The organism is Polyangium sorediatum, from assembly GCF_029946465.1.
In the GTDB taxonomy this organism is placed as follows: Bacteria; Myxococcota_A; Polyangia; order Polyangiales; family Polyangiaceae; genus Polyangium; species Polyangium fumosum.
In genome coordinates this window covers 1-15,871 of record NZ_JARZHI010000060.1, presented here as the reverse complement: position 1 = coordinate 15,871, position 15,871 = coordinate 1, and the positions used below count along the sequence as shown (strand labels likewise).

Annotated in this window: 13 protein-coding genes and 1 pseudogene; 8 read left to right on the top strand and 6 right to left on the bottom strand. The window is 69.9% G+C overall.

The features are described 5' to 3' along the window. The first annotated feature begins 33 nt into the window (after window positions 1-33). The 3 genes from QHF89_RS38700 to QHF89_RS38690 all read left to right on the top strand — a co-directional run bounded on the left by QHF89_RS38700 (window position 34) and on the right by QHF89_RS38690 (window position 3,395). The gene (locus QHF89_RS38700; protein ID WP_136971156.1) at window positions 34-1,302 is read left to right on the top strand and encodes an acetyl-CoA acetyltransferase; all 1,269 of its coding nucleotides are present in this window, start codon (window positions 34-36) and stop codon (window positions 1,300-1,302) included. A gap of 382 nt (window positions 1,303-1,684) precedes the next feature. Next, the gene (locus QHF89_RS38695) at window positions 1,685-2,272 is read left to right on the top strand and encodes a hypothetical protein (protein WP_136971157.1); all 588 of its coding nucleotides are present in this window, start codon (window positions 1,685-1,687) and stop codon (window positions 2,270-2,272) included. 139 nt (window positions 2,273-2,411) lie between these two features. Continuing rightward, a complete protein-coding gene (locus tag QHF89_RS38690) occupies window positions 2,412-3,395 on the top strand; it encodes a hypothetical protein (protein WP_284721479.1) in 984 nt (327 codons plus the stop codon). Window positions 3,396-3,420: 25 nt separating this feature from the next. Here the strand turns inward: QHF89_RS38690 and QHF89_RS38685 are convergent, their stop codons facing one another. The 3 genes from QHF89_RS38685 to QHF89_RS38675 form a co-directional block, all read right to left on the bottom strand. Next, window positions 3,421-4,362, bottom strand: a complete 942-nt coding sequence (locus tag QHF89_RS38685; protein WP_136971159.1) for an NHL repeat-containing protein — start codon at window positions 4,360-4,362, stop codon at window positions 3,421-3,423. A gap of 303 nt (window positions 4,363-4,665) precedes the next feature. After that, window positions 4,666-6,300, bottom strand: a complete 1,635-nt coding sequence (locus tag QHF89_RS38680) for a hypothetical protein (RefSeq protein WP_136971160.1) — start codon at window positions 6,298-6,300, stop codon at window positions 4,666-4,668. A 63-nt stretch (window positions 6,301-6,363) separates the two neighbouring features. Beyond that, on the bottom strand, window positions 6,364-7,146 hold the full coding sequence (locus tag QHF89_RS38675) for a peptidoglycan-binding protein (RefSeq protein ID WP_136971161.1): 783 nt from the start codon (window positions 7,144-7,146) through the stop codon (window positions 6,364-6,366). Window positions 7,147-7,334: 188 nt separating this feature from the next. On the opposite strand from QHF89_RS38675, the gene QHF89_RS38670 reads away from it, so the two are divergent. Next, window positions 7,335-7,919, top strand: coding sequence for a BP74-related protein (locus QHF89_RS38670; RefSeq protein WP_284721478.1), 585 nt, complete (start codon window positions 7,335-7,337; stop codon window positions 7,917-7,919). Window positions 7,920-7,929: 10 nt separating this feature from the next. On the opposite strand, the gene QHF89_RS38665 is transcribed toward QHF89_RS38670, so the two are convergent. After that, window positions 7,930-8,511: a Mut7-C RNAse domain-containing protein gene (locus QHF89_RS38665; protein ID WP_284721477.1), complete on the bottom strand. Its 582-nt coding sequence runs from the start codon at window positions 8,509-8,511 to the stop codon at window positions 7,930-7,932. 98 nt (window positions 8,512-8,609) lie between these two features. Here QHF89_RS38665 and QHF89_RS38660 point away from each other — a divergent pair, with 98 nt between their 5' ends. The 4 genes from QHF89_RS38660 to QHF89_RS38645 all read left to right on the top strand — a co-directional run bounded on the left by QHF89_RS38660 (window position 8,610) and on the right by QHF89_RS38645 (window position 14,858). Beyond that, window positions 8,610-10,652 carry a DUF4139 domain-containing protein gene (locus QHF89_RS38660; protein WP_136971163.1) on the top strand — a complete coding sequence of 681 codons (2,043 nt, stop codon included), beginning with the start codon at window positions 8,610-8,612 and terminating at the stop codon, window positions 10,650-10,652. A gap of 805 nt (window positions 10,653-11,457) precedes the next feature. Then, window positions 11,458-12,948 (top strand): DUF533 domain-containing protein, encoded by a 1,491-nt coding sequence (locus QHF89_RS38655; RefSeq protein ID WP_136971164.1) that lies wholly within the window; start codon window positions 11,458-11,460, stop codon window positions 12,946-12,948. A gap of 31 nt (window positions 12,949-12,979) precedes the next feature. Then, the gene (locus QHF89_RS38650) at window positions 12,980-13,411 is read left to right on the top strand and encodes an archease (protein WP_284721476.1); all 432 of its coding nucleotides are present in this window, start codon (window positions 12,980-12,982) and stop codon (window positions 13,409-13,411) included. Between the two features lie 49 nt (window positions 13,412-13,460). Next, window positions 13,461-14,858 (top strand): RtcB family protein, encoded by a 1,398-nt coding sequence (locus tag QHF89_RS38645; protein ID WP_284721475.1) that lies wholly within the window; start codon window positions 13,461-13,463, stop codon window positions 14,856-14,858. Here the strand turns inward: QHF89_RS38645 and QHF89_RS38640 are convergent, their stop codons facing one another. Together QHF89_RS38640 and QHF89_RS38635 are read right to left on the bottom strand one after the other, a co-directional pair. After that, the gene (locus QHF89_RS38640; protein WP_284721474.1) at window positions 14,859-15,485 is read right to left on the bottom strand and encodes an ATP-binding cassette domain-containing protein; all 627 of its coding nucleotides are present in this window, start codon (window positions 15,483-15,485) and stop codon (window positions 14,859-14,861) included. After that, window positions 15,482-15,871 (bottom strand): annotated as a pseudogene (locus QHF89_RS38635) (hypothetical protein); the annotation flags it as partial. The gene QHF89_RS38640 and the pseudogene QHF89_RS38635, both read right to left, overlap by 4 nt.

Sequence of the window (15,871 nt, the reverse complement as noted above, 5' to 3'; positions counted from 1 at the left end):
CCGGGGTCACGCGCGCCGTAGAGTCGTCGCACCATGACGGCTTCCCCCCGCCTCGCGCCGCGTGATCGCGCGCTCCCCCCGGTCTTCGTCCTCGGCGGCCACCAGACCGATTTCGCCAGAAACATCACGCGGGAAGGCAAGGGCCTGTTCGACCTCGTCGGCGAGGCGGCGACGCGCGCGCTCGAAGCCACGGGCGCCGAGGCCCGTGAGGTCGAGGTGGGGCACGTGGGCAGCTTCATCCCGGAGCTTTACACGGGCCAGAGCCACCTCGGCGGGCTGCTCGCCGAGGCGCATCCGGACCTCGCAGGAATCCCCATCACGCGGCACGAGGCCGCCTGCGCCTCGGGTGGCGTGGCGGTGCTCGCGGCAATGGCCGATCTGCAAGCCGGGCGTTACGACGTCGCGCTCGTTCTCGGCGTGGAGCTCATGCGCGCGCAGTCGGGCTTCGAATCGCAGCAGAAGCTCGGCGCGGCCGCGTGGGTGCCGCGCGAGACGACCGGCGTCGCGTATCCCTGGCCGGAGCTCTTCAGCCACGTGGCCGAGGAATACGATCGGCGTTATGGGCTCCGGCGCGAGCACCTCGCGGCGCTGGCGCGGAACAACTACGAGAATGCGCGGAGGAACCCGAACGCGCAGACCCGCACCTGGACGCTCTCCGAAGGCGCGTTCGCCGAGGACGACAAGGAAAACCCGGTGATCGCCGGCCGCACGCGCCGCTACGACGCGAGCCCCGTGACCGACGGCGCCGCCTGCGTGGTGCTCGCGTCGGCGGACTACGCGGCCGCGTGGGCGCGGCGGCGCGGCGTCCCGATCGAGAGCGTCGCGCGCATCGAGGGGTACGGGCATCGGACGGCGCGTATGGGCATGAAGGACAAACTCGAGGCGAGCCGGGGGGAGCCGTACGTGTTCCCGCACGTGCGCGGCGCAGTGCTCGACGCGTTCGCGCGGGCGAGGATCGAGGGGCCGAGCGCGCTCTCGGCCGTCGAGGCCCACGATTGCTTCACGATCTCGCATTACATGGGGATCGATCATTTTGGCATCGCGCCGCCGGGCGAGCCGTTCCGGGCCATCGAGGACGGCACGGTCCTCCGCGGCGGGAAGCTGCCCGTGAACCCGGGCGGCGGGCTCATGGGCATTGGCCACCCCGTGGGCGCGACGGGCGTGCGCATGCTGCTCGACGCGCAGAAACAAGTGACAGGCGCGGCAGGAGAAAATCAGGTGCCGGGCGCGAAACGCGTCGCGATGCTGAACATCGGCGGCAGCGCGACGACGGCGGTGGTGCTCGTTATCGGGCGGGCGTAATTCGTTCGTCATCGGGGGGGACCCGAAGGCGGAGGGCGAAAGCGGCGGAAGAGCGCGCCTGACGCACGCCTGCGCATTCCGTCGGGTCGAGCTCTCGTTCGATTTGCCTGGTTCTCGGGAACGAGCCGCGGGGAGGGGCGCCTGCGGCGCGCCGATACGCCCGGGACGCCGAAGGCGCCTGCGCGGGGCCTACCCACGGAGCAATTTGCGCCCCGACGATCGCGCCCGAGGCAAGGGAAACCCTGGCCTGTCCGGAGGAGCGCCGTCCGCGACGGGATCTTCGTCCGGGTTTGCCCGCGGCAGAACGATTGCATTGCGGGCGCAGAGCGTGGGAGGGGCGCTCGAAGCGCGGGCGCCCTCCTCACGCAACCAGGAGGAGACCATGTTGAAGCGTATTTGTGCCATCGGTCTGAGCGCCATCGCATTCGGCTCTCTTGCATTCGTCGACGCGACGACCTCGGAGGCCCTCGCCGGCGAGGAGGGCCAGGTGTCCACGGATTACTGCGAGGGAAAGAAGCAGCTCTCGTACGAGGAGCTCCAAGAGGCCTGCGAGCACCCGCTCATGGCGGGCAACCAGCGCAAGCCTTACGTGATCGACATCCTGTGCGAGCGCACGGCGCGGATCTGGAAAGAGAAGCCTGATTTCGTGAAGGTCCCGGTGGACAAGCACAGCACGTTCCGCGCCACGCTGAAGTCCGACAAGGGCTGTACGCCGGACGAGGATGACCTGCGTCGGGAGACGCCGATCGAGGTCATGCTGCCTTGCAAGCAGTTCGTCGAGATGGAACTCACCTACAGCCGCACGGCGTCCGTGAGCTGCGACGACGTGCTGGCGAACAGCAACGTCATCCAGATGTGCGAGTCCACGCTGAAGCGCACCAGGGGCGTGGAAACCGTCATCAAGACCGAGGCGACCGGCAGGGTCTTCAACAACTGCTCGGCCGTCAATCCCGAGAAGGCGCAACTGTAGCTGGATCAGGCGTCTTTCGAGGTGATGGATGGCTCCGGAGAGGCGGGCCGCTGAGCGGTCGGCCTCTCCGGAGCTTCCGATCTGCGGCCTTCGGGCCGAGGACGCGACAGGACCGCTCGTACACGGAGGAGTTCCACCCATGGCATCTCGTGTCCATTCGATTGCCCTCTTTCTGATCTCGCTCGGCGCGCTCGCCGGATGTGGCGAGGGCGTGCCCGACGCAGAGGGCGACCTGGAGATATTCGAGGCGGAAGCCATCGAGGAAGTTCGCGACCCCGGGAGGAAACTCTTGCTGCCGGAGGGGGAGTTCTCCGCAGAAGCCACGATCAAGCCCTGGTCCTCGTGGTGGTTTCCGACCTCGGACGATTTCCTCTTCGCCGGGAAGAATGGACTCGCGCCCCTCCAGAAATACGACCTCTACAGCAGAACGGTCCTGAGCAAAACGACGAAAGCCGCTACCTACGAGCGCGAGAAGCTGTACAACGCGCACGCCGATTCTTGGTCGGGTTTATGCTACGCGTGGGCCCTCGCCTCGATCCTGGAGCCCGAGCCGAACAAGCCGGTGGACCACGGCGCGTTGCACTTCGGGGTGGCCGACCTCAAGGCGCTGCTCCTCAAGACCTACGAGGCGGCGACCGACGCGCCCATCCTCGGCGATCGCAACGACGGCGCGTGGAACGACAACTACGCGGACATCTTGCCGCACACGTTCCATCGGGTCCTCGTCGCCGAGCTCTTCAAGAAGCGGCGCCCGTTCATCATCGACAGGGACGCCGGGCACGAGGTGTGGAACCTGCCGGTGTACAAGGCGATCACGAACATCAAGCGCGACGCGACGGCGCGCGACCTCGTCCATGTTCGCACAGTCCTCTTCGTGGTCACCCCGGACGTGAAGACGTACGATTATGTCGGCACGGAGATGACGACGCGCGAATACACGTACGACCTCCGCGGCGCGTGGGAGGGGCGCCGCTTCGTCGTGCGCGATGGTGTATGGACCGAAAACTCCCGCTGGGATCACCCGGACTTCGTGATGTTGCATTCCGATCAGGTGAAACGAGCGAGCTACAACCCCGAGATCGACGTCGAGACCGTGGACGCGATCCTGGGACGGGAGCCGTAGGCGGTTGCCTCGGAAGCTCCGCCGATCAGGGGAGCGCGATCCGCAGAATGGACGACCCTGAAATCCAGTAAAGGTGCGTCGCGTCCACCGCAATGTCCACGACCACATCCTGCCCGCTCGCGAGCACACGCGCGACGTCGGCGCCTGCCTTCGTCTTGCGCCGGAGCGCCGAGCCGCCGGTGTTCACCGTATCCATGCTGAAATAAATGGCCTCGTCGTCGGTGACGATCTTCGGAAGGGAGAACGCCGTGACCTTTCCACCTTGAAAGACGCTCGTCGCGCCGGAGCCCGCGTGGTCGGAGACCCAGACCTTCGTGGCGCTCGCTTCGACGCTGATCCAATAGACGCCGCTCTTGTCGACGGCGATCTGCCCGAGCATGCCAGGGCCAGGCGCGAGGACGTGCGGAACGCCGCCTGCCGCGGACACGCGCGCGGCGCGCCCGCCGAGATACTCGCTGAAATACACCATCCCCTCGTGATGCGCGATGCCTGCCGTTTGCGAGATGTTGCCGTACCACTCCTGGTCGGTCACGAGATACGAGGCCGCTCCTCCCGTGACGGGCGCGTGGAGCAAGATCTGGGTGGTGGCGATGAAGAGCGTCGCGCCATCGGTGGCCATTCGCCATGGCGAGTTGACGTCGACGATCTTTTGCCCGAAGCCGCCGGCCGGATCCCCGAGCTTGGCCGTGGAGATCGAGTTACCGTCGAGATTGCACCAGAAGAGGACCCCATCCCGCGCGATGAGCTCGCTCGGACCGTCTTGCCCCTTCACGAAAGGCATGGGCACGGAGCCAGCCTTGGATTGGCGCATGATGTCCCCGCCCGTGTTGTTGGTCCACAGGACCTCGTCCGCCGTGAGCGCGATCGAGCTCGGATAATTCTGCCCTGAGGCGAAGAGTTCAGGGAGCACGCACGTGCCGCCGCCGCAATACCCGGGGGCGCATTCCCCGTCGTCGGAGCATTGCATGCCGCTGCTCGACGAGGCGCCGCCGCCCGCAGATGACGACGACGAAGCCGGCGCGCCGCCCGCGCCGCCCATACCGCCCGCACCGCCGCTGCCTCCTATGCCCCCGGCGGAGTATTCCCGCGATTCTGGAGCGCATCCAGCGGTAAGGAGGAGACCTGCGGCGGCGGAGATGTAAAGGGCGCGAGCGAGGTGCACAACTCGTCTTCGCATTAAACGCAGGCATCCGTCAAGGCGTGTGCCCTGCACGACAAGAAGAATGTCAGCGCGAAGGCCGTCCCCGAGCGGGAGCTCCGGAGCCCCCGTTCACTTCCCGTACATCTTGGCGAATTCGCTCGTGAGCGTCGGCGCCGCCTGGTACCCCGACGAGTTCTCCTCGCCGTACGCGTTGTGGTCGTCGCCGTAATCGTACGGCGGCAGCACATCCCATTGCGGCAGCGGGATGATGTAGCCGATCGCGTCGTTCGCGTTGTTCACCATCACCTTGATCGCGTCCTTCGGCAACACCGCCTGGATCGGCGTCTCGGGGACCGCGTCCGGGTAATCGGCGCCCTCGGGCTTTTCGATGTACGAGCTGCCGTCCGGCTTCTGGAGCCAGAGCTCGGTGTAGAGCTCGCCGGGCACCGTCGCGATCGCCACCGGGCCGATGTGAATGCCGTTCACCTCGGTCGCGATGACCACGTCGCCGTTCAGCAAGAGGCCGACGCCGAGGGTCGGCCGCTCCTCCTCCGACACGCGCTTGCCGTCGGACCAGTAGACGTCGCGCGGCATGAGCTCGGAGAGGACCGCGATCGCGAGCGAGGTGTTCGTCGCCGGCATCAGGAACGCCCGGCGGTGCACCGCGAGCGAGGGCGCCGCGTCCTTCGTCGTCTTCGCGCCTTCGAGCGCCGCGATCGCCGCTTCCGCCGCGCCCTTGCCGACGTACTCCGCGCGCTCCCACGTCCCCTGCTTGCACGTCTCCATGCCGGAGAAATCCGGGCAGCCGACGATCCCGATCGTCGTCGTGAGGCCGCCGAGCGGGCCATTGAAGAAGACCGCAGGCGCCCCCGGCCATTTCGCCTCCATCGTCTCGCGGAGGAAATGCGGATAGTCCGAGGTGAGAAGCGTGTTGTCCGACCCGAGCGCTTCGGGGTGATTGCCCCAGAACACCACGTTCGTGAGGACGGCGTCGCTCTCGTCCCGGAACTGGAGCGTGGTGATGTTCTGATCGATGACGAAGGGCCTGCGCGTGTCGTTCACGAGCTCCGGCGCCTCGGCCTGCGCGACCACGAGGCTGGCCTTCTTCTGGCCCGCCTTCGCCTCCTTCAGCGCGAGGACGGCCTGCTTGACGATGAAGTCCATGTAGGCCGGGTCGATGCCCGTGTGGCTCGGGTCGCGGCCCCACATGCCCATCGTGTCGCGCGCCTCGTGCACGTGCGTGGAGGCGACGAGGATGTGATCGAAATCGAGCCCCTCCGCCGCGGCGGCCCTGCGGATGTCGAGCACGTATTGCTGGAAATAGCCGACGAGGTCGAGCGAGACCATGCCCACGGAGACGTCGCCCTGCTCGACGACGACCGCGCGCGCCCAGACGTCGTCGTGCACGCCCGTCGCGGCGCGGCCATTGCCGAAGCCCGCGAGCCAGACGCCGTCCCACTTCCCATTGCCGTTCTGGTCCTCGAACGCCTCGCCCTCGTCCCACTGGCCATTCTGATCGGTGTCCGTCCAGGTCTCGATCGTGGGCGTGATCTTCTGCGCCGAGGCGCCGACGAGCAGAGCCCCCTCGGCCTTTTCACATCCGGCCGCCCCGGGGCACGAGAGGTTCGTCGCTTTGCCTTGATCGTCGGCGATCGGGGTGCGCGCGGGGGTCGCAGGCGGCGATTCCTCCCCGCCGCAGCCGGCGAGCGTGGGGGCGAGGAGCGACGCGACGAGGAGGGCGAAGGACGGGCGGAGCGGGCGCATGGAGATTTGGTACAGCGAATCCGCCGCGCTTGGCAAGCGGCGCGTCCGCCCCGCGCGCCTGCGTCAATCGTGCGGCAAATTGGTCGCCCAGCGTTGCAGGTGCGCGGTGGGATCCATGAGGTCCGCGCGGCGCTGGTACGACGCGCCGCTCTCTGTCTTCGCCCCGCCCGAGCGCTGCGTGAGCGGGCCGGAGAGGTTGCCCTTGTACATCTCGAGGTGGAGCATGTCGCTCGGCACCTTGATGCCGACGAGGTGACCGACCTTGGCGATGCGGTCGCCGGCCTTGACCTTGTCGCCTTGCTTCACGGTCGTGAACCGCTGGATCTCGCCGTACCGGATGACGAACGATCCGTGGTTCACCTCGAGCGCGTACGTCTCGCAGTAAAACGGATACGGCCCGAGGCTCACCTCGCCGTCGGCGATCGCGTGGACCCACGTCCCGAGCGAGGCGTAGAGGTCGCAGCCCGCATGCGCGCGCGTGCCGCCGCTCCTTCGTGAGCCGAACGAGCGCGGCGCGCTCGTCCAGTTCACCGTCGGGAGCTTGCTGAACGGGAAGCACTCGCTGCCCGTGACGATGGGCGTGTCGCGCACGGAGGTGCCGACGGGCGTGGCCTTCTTCTGCAGCAGGACCTCCCACGTCCTCGGCCCCACGATGCCGTCGTCCGGGACCAACCCCTGGCGGCGTTGAAAGGTGCGCACGGCCCGCTCGGTGCCGGGGCCGAACTGTCCATCGGGCTTCACGTCGAACCCCCAGCCCGCGAGCGCGCGTTGGAGGATCTTCACCTCGTCCCGCAGGTGCGGGGATTTGTCGGCGTAACCTGCCGAGAGCCGAAGCGTGGGGTGCATGAGCGCATTCTAAACGAAACACCCGCCCATGCGGCAAGACGTCGAGATGCTGCCGTTCCGGCCCACGTTGTGCCAGGCACGTCACCACGGCCAGACGCGGCGCGGCGTGGGTCTGGCCAGAATCGATTTTTCCGCTGGCATGCGGCGTGCTGGAAGGGGTGGGCATGAAACGGATTCACTCACTTGCAATGGTTCTTTCACTTGTGGCGACGACTGCGTTCCTCCAGGGCTGCGACAAGGGGCAAACCTGCGACGCCGCCTGCGGCGCGGGGGGCGAAGGTGGTGAGGGAGGTCAAGGCGGCGAAGGAGGGCAGGGCGGCGGCGGTGGGCAAGGCGGTCAAGGCGGCGCCGGTGGTCAAGGCGGCGCTGGAGGTCAAGGCGGCGCCGGCGGGCAGGGCGGCGCGGGCGGCGGCAGCGCGCTTTGCGAGGATCGGACGGGCGGCGCGCTCGTGACGTTCGACGTCGTGGATCAGCCGTTCACGGTCTGGATCACGAACCAGGCCTTCATCGAGGAGGCGAAGCTGCTCAAGGAGATGGGCACGACGCGCATCCCGAACTTCGAGGTGGTCCTCGACGGGCAGGACTGCGATCCGAAGTGGACCTTCCACGTGGACCCCGAGAAGGTCGCCTTCGCGGACTCCACGATCGAGCTCTGCGACGGGACGCCCGAGTACGTCGAAGAGCACACGGCCGAGTGGATCGAACAGGTGAAGCAATACTGCCCGTGGAGCGCGAAGGTCACGAACGTGGAGGAGCGTCCGGGCACGCCTTGATCCCGCCACATCAGCGCACGCGCGCGGCCGTCTCCGCCTCGGCGAGGACGCGCGCGATGCGCTCCCAGTGCGAGCCCCTCCAGAGCAGCTTGCCGCAGCCCTCGCAGCGGTAAAACGTCTCGATCTTCGAAAGCGTCTTCGGCGGCGCCTCGGCGCGCGCCTCGTCCTTCGTGAGCTCGCGGAGCGCGCCGCCGCAGGTCATGCACCGCGGCGGCAAGAGCGGGAGCGAGAACGCGCCGAGGACGAACCGAAGCTCCCCGGACAACCCCAGCGCACGCGGGACGAAGAGCGAGCGCACGCGCCCTTCGCGGACAGGCGTGCGCTCGAAGATGCCTCCATCGGAGCTCAAGAGGATACGCCCGCTCTCCCCGGCCCGCGCGACGAGGACGGCGTCGTCGATGCCTTGTTCGAACGCGGCGTCGTAGCCCGCGGCGCGCAGCCACCGCGCGAGCCCGCCCAGCATCGCGTCGCAAAAGAACCGCGGCTCCACGAGGCTGGATTGTATGCCGCGCCGGGCCGAGCGAAAGGTCACGGAAAACGGGGAGGCGGGCGCGGGCGCATTGACGTGCCCCGCCCCGGGCTCGACGAACATGGCAGCGCAGTCGGGCGGCCTGCCGCCTCGGCGCGGGCCTCCGGGCTCCGCGCGGGCGAGCCAGGCGGAGCCCGAGAGGCGCGAAAGGGGAGGGGCACATGAGAACATCGAGGATCGGGGCCGCGTGGGCGCTCGGGCTCATCACCACGTCGTTTGTCACGGGCTCGGCGTCGGCCGAGGAGCTCGCGCTGAGGCGCGTGATGCTCTCGACGGGCGGCGTCGGGTACTTCGAGCACGAGGCGCAGGTGTCGGGGGACGCCGAGCTCACGTTCGACGTGCGGCTCGATCAGGTGAGCGACGTGCTGAAGAGCCTGCTCGCGATGGATCCCCAAGGTCGGCTTGGACAAGCGAGCCTGCCGGGGCGCGCGCCGCTCTCCGAGATCTTCCGGGATCTGCCGTTCTCCCAGGAGGACCTGTCCTCCACGGCGTCGCTGCTCCGCGCGCTGCGCGGTCAGATGCTGCGCGTGTCGGCGCACGCCACGACGATGGAGGGGCGGCTCGTCGCCGTGACGGAGGAGAAGGTCTCGCTCGGCGAGGGGCAAGGCACCATCGTGCGCAACAGGCTGTCGCTGCTGACGCCGACGGGCATGCGGCAAGTCGTGCTCGAAGAGGCGGACGCGATCGAGATCGTGGACACGCGGCTGCGCGCCCAGGTGGAGCAGGCGCTGGCCGCGATCGCGGCCTACGCCGCGGCAGATCAGCGCACGATCACGATCGACGTGCACGGGCAGGGCGAGCGGACGGTGCGCGTGGGCTACGTGGTCGCAGCGCCGCTGTGGAAGGCGACGTATCGGCTCGTGGTGCCCAAGACCTCGGGCGAGGCGAAGCTCGAAGGGTGGGCCCTGCTGGAGAACATGAGCGGGCAGGACTGGAAGCGCGTGGAGCTGTCGGTGGCGTCAGGCAACCCCGTGACGTTGCGGCAAGCGGTCTACGACTCGTATTTCGTGAATCGACCGGAGGTGCCGGTGGAGGTGCTCGGGCGCAGGCTGCCGCCGGTCGACGTAGGGGCCGTGCCAGAGGCCGAGGTCGCCGAGGAAGCCGATGGCGCAGGGGGCGGGGGGCGCGTCATGCGTCGTGGCTTCATGGCCGCGCCATCCGCCGCGGACGCCTTGATGTTCAGCGCGCAGCCGGCCGCGCCGGAGCCGTCGCCGATCGCCGAGCCCTCGGAAGGCGCGACGCAGGTGGTCTTCCACTTCCCGGATCCCGTGGACCTGCCGCGCGGCCAATCGCTGCTCGTGCCGATCGTGAATGAGTCGCTCCCGGTCGAGCGAGTGTCCTGGTATCGCTACGACGTCGACGCGCGGAACCCGCTCGCGTCCGTGCGGCTCACGAACGACACCGAGACAGGCCTGCCGCCCGGGATCCTGTCGATCTACGAGAACACACAGGCCAACGAGCCGATGTCGTTCGTCGGAGACGCGCGGCTCGGCGCGCTCCCCGCAGGAGAGGATCGGTTCGTGAGCTACGCCGTCGATCTCGACATGCGCGTGAACCGTGAGGAGAAGTCCGCGCAGGTCGTGACAGGCGCGAAGATCGCACGAGGCGTGCTGGAGGTGCATCGCGCAGAGCGGCGGACGACGATGTACAAGATCAAGGGCGCAGCGGACGAGGCGCGTGTCCTCGTCGTGGAGCACCCGCTCCTCCAAGGTTTCACCCTGGCAGCGCCGAAGGAAGGCGTGATCGGGACGACGGACACGCACGTGCGGATCCGGCGTGAGGTTGCCGCAGGACAAACCGTGGACCTGGAGGTGGTGCTGGAGCGGCCGATCGAGCAGAGCATCGTGATCGGATCGATCACGGCGCAAGAGCTCGGCGTGCTGCTCGCGTCGACGGAGATCTCCGCCGAGGTGCGGGCCGCCCTCGAGCACGTGGCCGCGCTCCAGCAGACGCTCGCGTCGCGGGAGCAAGCGCTCGCGCTCCTGCGGTCCGAGCGGCAGACGCTGGTGTCGGATCAGGATCGGCTGCGGCGAAACCTCGCGTCGTCCCCCCAAGGCAGCGATCTCCACACGCGGTACCTGGCAGCACTCGCATCCACCGAGGATCGGATCGGCGAGCTCGATCGAGCGATCGAGACAGCCGACGCCGCCGTGCGGGTCGCACGAGAAGAACTCGCGGACTACATCGCGAACCTGTCGATCTGAAGGGGCGAGGGCCTGCCTGTCCGGGGCGCGGAGCTGGGGCGTTGCCCCAGGCCCCACCAGGGGTTGTCCACCCCTGGACCCGGACCAGGCACGGCCTGGACCGGGGTCGAGGAACTGCGCGGTGCGCAGTTCCTCGAACAGCCGGGGTCAAGACCACAGGCGACCCTGCCAATCAAGACAGCGACGCTGCGGGTTCAACGGGCGGCGCTCCCGTCGCCAGCTTGAGACCCACCTCCAGGGTCTTGCCACGGGCCCGTGGGAAGAACTGCGCGTGGCGCAGTTCTTCCCCCTCGGTCCAGGCCGTGCCTGGTCCGGGTCGAGGGGCGGACAGCCCCCGCGGGGTCCGGGGCAGCGCCCCGGCGCGACGCCTGCAGCACCGCAGGATGGAGGCAGCAGAGCGCGCTCGAGGACCTGCGGCGCCGCAGGATCGTTGCGCAGAGGGCGCTTGGGGACTTGCGGCGCTGCAGGTCGGCGTTTCTGGAGGGGGGGTTGTGATCTGCGGCGCTGTCGATCGGGGGTGGGTGGGGGCGAAGGGCTGCTTGCGGCGCTGCAGGGGGGAGGACGCGCTTGGGCGTGGCGGTTTTGCGGCGCCTGAGGTCGGCGGTTGCGCGGACGGGGGGCGGGTTGCGGCGCGGCAGGAGGGGGTTTGCGCGGAGTGATCGCGATTTTGCGGGGATGCAGGGTGTTCGGCGGGGATGGGGGGAGGCGTGGGCGGCTCGGGAACCTGCGCCTGGTGCGGACCATGGGGGGCTGGTGAGGCCTGCTGGTCTTGAAAGCGGCGCGCGTTCTGGTGAACATGGGGGCCATGTTCGATGCGCAGAGGATCCTGGGGGCGCTGGTCTCGGATGGAGTTGAAGGCGGGAGCTTTCGCGATTCGCAACGTCGTCGGCGTTCTCGCGACGACGGGTACGAGCGTCGCGACGATGACAGCGGTATCGGGGCGGGCACCCTGCTCGCGGGCGCGGCTGGGGTCGCGGCGGCGGGCGGGCTTGCGTACATGGCGTATCAGCACTTCAAGCAGCCGGCGGCGCCGGGGATGCCGGGTGCGCCGGGGATGATGCCGGGGGCGCCGGGGATGGTGCCGGGGGCGCCGGGGATGATGCCGGGGGCGCCGGGGATGATGCCGGGGGCGCCGGGGATGATGCCGGGGGCGCCTGCGCAGCAGCAGCAAGGGTTTTTGGGGCAATTGATGGGGTCTTCGTCCGGGCCGATTCCGCCGGGGGCGCCGCAGGGGGGCGGCGCGACGAATTTCGGGGTGCCGGTTTATCACAATGATCCGTCGACGTGGGGGACGAGCGCGCCTGCGGCGCCTGCGCAGGGACACGCGCCCTGGGGGGGCCCGCAGGGCGGCCCGCCGCAGCCGTGGGGAGCGCCGCCGAACGCGGGGCCGCAAGCGGGCTGGGGCGGGCCTCCGCCGGCGCAACCGGCGCAGCCGCCCGCGCAATGGAATGCGCAGCCGAACACGACGCCGACGGCGCAATGGGGAGCGCCGCCTCATGCGGCGCCGCCTGCGCCGCCTGCACCTTCGCAATGGAACGCGCAGCCGAGCACGACGCCGACGGCGCAATGGGGGGCGCCGCCCCACGCGGCGCCGCCTGCGCCGCCTGCGCCTTCGCAATGGAACGCGCAGCCGAGCACGACACCGACGGCGCAATGGGGCGCTCCGCCGAATGCGGCGCCGCCGGCTCCGAGTGCGCAGCCTGCGCAGTGGGGCGCTCCGCCGAATGCGGCGCCGCCGGCTCCGACTGCGCAGCCTGCGCAATGGGGAGCCCCGCCAAACCCGGTCGCGACGCCCGTCGCCGCACCCGCGCCCGCGCCCGCTCCCGCTCCCGCAGCCGCTCCCGCTCCCGCAGCCGCTCCCGCTCCCGCTCCCGCAGCCGCTCCCGCTCCCGCAGCCGCTCCCGCTCCCGCTCCCGCTCCCGCTCCCGCAGCCGACGCCCAGGCCGACGCCTTGCTCCTCGTGCGCGCCATGATCACCGCCGCCTTCATCGACGGCCAGATCGATCCCGAGGAGCGCGCGCGTATCCTCGACCGCCTCGCGCGTGCCGGCCTCGGGCCCGAGGATCGCGACGCGCTCAACCGCGAGCTCGAAGCCCCGCAGCCGCCCTTCGCGCTCATCGGGCAGATCCGATCGCCCCAGATGGCCGAGCAGTTTTACGTGGTCTCGCTCCTCTCCGCGGGCACCGAATCCGAGGCCGAGCGCGCCTACCTCAAAGGCCTGCCCTCCATGCTCGGCCTGCGCCCCGAGGACGTCGCCCGCTTGCATGCGGGCCTCGGCCTTCCGCCCCTCCCGTGACGTCGGCCCCCCGGCGACGATATTCCCCCGCATGACGTCCGGCCCGCATGGCCCACGCCACACCTTCGAGGACCACACAGCCGAGCTTCGGCTCGGCCTCTTCGCGCCCACGCTGCCCGAGCTCTTCGCCGAGGCCGGCCGCGCCCTCGCCGAACTCGCCCTCGGGGAGGGGGCGCCGCTGCCCGAGGCCTCCGGTGCGCCTGTCTCCGTCTCGCTGCATTCGGTCGACCGCGAGGCATTGCTCGTCGACTGGATGAACGAGCTTGTCTTCCGGACCGAGGTGGACGCGCGGGTCTATGTCGAGTTCCAGTTCGACGAGCTTGCCGCCGATCACCTCGTGGCCCGGGTGCGCGGCGCGCTCGTCCCGGACCTCCGGCCCCTCGTCAAGGCGGCCACCCTGCACGACGTCCACATCACGGAGGATTCGCATGGCTACTCGGTCCACGTCGTCCTCGACATCTGAACCCGCATCGACAAGGCCGCCGCCGCCCTTCGTCGAGGTCGCTCCCTCCGTGTACGAGATTCCGACCTCCTATCGCAGCGACATGCGCGTGCCGGCGCGGATCTTCGCGAGCCCGGAGACCTTGCCCGCCTTGCTCGCGGACCATTCCGTCGAGCAGCTCGTGAACGTGACCACGCTCCCCGGCATCGTGGGCGCCGCCTGCGGAATGCCCGACATGCACGAGGGGTATGGGTTTCCCGTCGGCGGCGTGGCCGCGACGGCCCTGCCCGACGGCGTGATTTCGCCCGGCGGGATCGGGTTCGACATCAACTGCGGCGTGCGGCTGCTCGTCTCGAACCTCGAACACAAGGCCATCGCCGCGCGGGTCGAGGGCCTCATGCACGAGCTCTCGCGCAGCGTGCCCTCGGGCGCCGGGCGCGGGGGGCGGTGGTCGTTCGCGGGCAAGAAGCTCGATAGGATCCTCGAAGGCGGCGCGGGCGCGCTCGTCCGGGAGCACGAGGTGGGGACGGCGTCCGACCTCGAGGCCATCGAATCGGGCGGCGCGCTCGAAGGCGCCGACGCGTCCGCGGTCTCCGAGCGCGCAAGGCAACGCGGCGCCGATCAGCTCGGCACGCTGGGGAGCGGCAACCATTTCCTCGAAGTGCAGGTCGTCGACGAAGTGTTCGACGCGGCGTCGGCCGGGCGGCTCGGGCTCGTGGTCGGGCGCGTGGCGGTGCTCGTGCATTCGGGATCGCGCGGGCTCGGCCATCAGGTGTGCACGGACCACGTGCGCCTGATGGACGGCGTGATGCAACGGTATGGCATTCACGTGCCGGACCGGCAGCTCGCCTGCGCGCCGCTCTCGTCGCCCGAGGGACAACAATATTTTGCGGCCATGTGCGCCGCCGCGAATTTCGGTTTCGCGAACCGGCACCTCATCGCGCACCTCGTGCGGGACGTGTTCCGGCGGATGTTCGGGGAGCGGGACGGCTTTTTGCGGTTGATCTACGATGTCGGGCACAACACGGCGAAGATCGAGAAGTACGAGGGAAAGAAGGTGTGCGTGCATCGCAAGGGCGCGACGCGCGCCTTTGGGCCGGGGAGCCGGGACGTGCCCGCGGCGTATCGCGATATCGGGCAGCCCGTGTTCATTCCGGGCAGCATGGGGACCTCGTCGTTCGTGTGTGTCGGGACCGAACACGGGAGCGAGGCCTCGTTCGGGAGCACCTGCCACGGCGCCGGGCGGCAAATGAGCCGCACCGCCGCCAAGAAAAAGGTGACGGGGCAGGCGCTCCGCAAGGAGCTGGAGGGGCGCGGCATCGTCATTCGTTGCGCGTCGAACGCCGAGCTCGCCGAGGAGGCGCCCGCCGCCTACAAGGACGTCGATCGGGTGGTCGACGTCGTGGCCGCGGCGGGCATCGCCCGAAAGGTCGCCCGGCTGCGGCCGCTCGGCGTGGTGAAAGGGTAATCAGGTCTTTAGTTTGCCGGCCGAGAGCCGGACCCGCGTCGCGCCGATCGCCTCGGCAAACCCGGGATCGTGCGTCGCGACGAGGACCGTCGTGCCCGCCGCGCGTCGCTCGGTCACGAGCCCCGCGAGCTCGCGGACGCCGGCCGCGTCGAGGCCGTTCGTCGGCTCGTCGAGCAAGAGCAAGCGCACGTCGCCGAGGAGCGCCGCGCACAGGCAGCTCCGGCGCCGCTGGCCGAGGGAGAGGCCGCCGAAAGGACGATCCCAGTACGCGCGGAGGCCGAGCCGGTCGAGGAGCGCTTCGTCCGGGGGCGGGACGCGCTTCAGCGCAGCGACGAGCGCGGCGAGCTCGCGCGGCGAGAGGTGGGCCGGCGCGTCGGCGGCCTCGGGCACGTAGCCCACGCGCGCGCGGGCAGCGGCGCGCGGGCCGAGGATCGAGGCGCCGTCGAGGGTCGCGTGGCCCCGATCCGCGTCGAGCACGCCGGCGAGGATGCGCAAGAGCGTGGACTTGCCCGCGCCGTTGTCGCCGAAGATCGCCACGACCTCGCCCCGCGCAGCCGAGAGGCCCGCCGCGTCGAGCACGAGCCGCCCGCCGAGCCGCTTGTCCAAGTCCACGATCGAGAGCGTCACGCCGCACCTCGGATCCTGCGTAGCACCTCGGCCCGGCGCGTGGCCGCGCCGATCCGCACGATTCCGACACCGAGGACCATCCCGAGCGAGAGCTCCCCGGCGAACGAGGCCATGGCCGCGCCGAAGGCAGCCCACACGAGCGCCTCGATCATGCCGCGATCGCCGCGCCGCGGAGAGGCCTCGGCCTCGCGCGCGCCGCCGACGAGGACCGCGCCCGTGGCCAGGCCGGAGGCGACCGCGAGCCCGACGAGGCGCGCCACGAGCGCGAGCGGCGCATGCAGGCCGAGGGCCCCGACGGTCGCGAGGACGAGGCCGCTCGCAGCCCCGAGGAGGCCGCCCGCGAGCGCCGCGGCGAGCGCGCGGGTGCGCGGCGCCGTCCCCGTCGC